The sequence below is a fragment of the Pseudomonas sp. S4_EA_1b genome (assembly GCF_016307435.1).
Classification (GTDB): Bacteria; Pseudomonadota; Gammaproteobacteria; order Pseudomonadales; family Pseudomonadaceae; genus Aquipseudomonas; species Aquipseudomonas rhodesiae.
This window is the reverse complement of record NZ_JAEILC010000087.1, coordinates 1-1,259: the sequence shown is the minus strand read 5'-3', so window position 1 is coordinate 1,259 and position 1,259 is coordinate 1. Positions and strand designations below refer to the sequence as shown.

Below are 1,259 nucleotides of genomic sequence, written 5' to 3'. Positions count from 1 at the left end.
GACGGATAGCTGCTAGCGCACTGGTCCTGATAATTTTTGCACTGTGTAATACCGCAGGTGCGAATCCATCCAGGGTATTTGGCTGGATTGAGGAGGGGCTGCTGCTTCCTGAAAAAGTCTCGGTGAAAATCAAGCTGGATACCGGCGCACTGACATCGTCTATGGATGCCAAAGATTTGGAGCGTTTCGAAAGGAATGGCGAGAAATGGGTGCGTTTCAAAGTTGAAGTGAAAGACAGTGACACAGGCAGAGCAGCCAGCATCCCTTTCGAGCGAAGGGTCGAGCGTAACGTCAAAGTCCGTGGTGCTGGCGGCGCTGAGCACCGCCCCGTGGTAGTGATGAAGATGTGCATTGGCAACCAGCTTTTACAACGAACAATTCTCCCTGAAGAACCGGGAAAAAATGCTCCATCCGGTTTTGATCGGCCGTCGAGCACTGGAGCACCTAGGAGCGGTGGATGTATCACGCACCTTCACTCAGGAGCCCAAGTGCGAGAAAGCCGACCCGGCGCAGAGCGGGTATAGAGTTTCCAGGCTCCGATCAACAGAGCCAGCCAGAGCAAGATGACCACCAGCGCAGCGCCCCGGCTCACTGGGCGGTGTTGCTGTGTGCTTTCCCATTCAAGGGCCTGCTGGCGGCATTCGTCCAGTACGTGATCGGGCATCAGCTTGATTACTAGCCAGATGGCCAAAGGTAGCAAGATCACATCGTCCAGGTAGCCAAGGACCGGAATGAAGTCTGGAATCAGATCGATTGGGCTTAGGGCATAAGCGATTACGATCATCGCTATAACCTTCGGCAACCATGGCGTTTGCGGATGCCGGCAACTAAACCACAGCATCATAACTTGCTGTTTCAGGGCCTTGGCCCAGCCGCGAACTCGTTGCAATACGTTACTCACTTTCTAGAATCCGTAGCCAACCAGCGCCAATAGCTTGCGGTGGCCGAGTTTGTCGGCGACGTAGCCGGAGGCCATCTTGGTGTAGCTGGCCAATGCATCAGCAATATCTTCGATGGTGCCAAGTGCCGCCGCCGGAATGCCCAGTACAGCGAGGAAGCTGGGCAAGATCACTGTGGTAGTTTCATAGCAGAAATCACCAAGGGTGCTGGTTAGCCCCGCACCAACGACCGTGCGGTTCATCCAACCATTTGTCTGAGATGGTTCTGCCTGGCCGACGCCCCTGTAGGCAGCGTGAATCGGGCGCTCAGCAAGGGATTTTATAATCGCTCTATAATTAAACGGCGGTTTCAGGAGCTGA

At 54.6% G+C, this 1,259-nt stretch carries 1 protein-coding gene and 2 pseudogenes; 1 reads left to right on the top strand and 2 read right to left on the bottom strand.

Annotation, left to right across the window (positions count from 1 at the left end):
* Window positions 1-567: pseudogene (gene rloA3, locus YA0848_RS24520) on the top strand (retropepsin-like aspartic peptidase RloA3); the annotation flags it as partial.
* Here the strand turns inward: rloA3 and YA0848_RS24515 are convergent.
* Entirely contained in the window at window positions 473-901 is a 429-nt protein-coding gene (locus YA0848_RS24515; protein ID WP_010953879.1) for a YkvA family protein, read from the bottom strand. The pseudogene rloA3 and the gene YA0848_RS24515 sit on opposite strands and share 95 nt — an antisense overlap.
* Before the next feature lie 3 nt (window positions 902-904).
* Window positions 905-1,259, bottom strand: a pseudogene (locus YA0848_RS24510) (hypothetical protein); the annotation flags it as partial.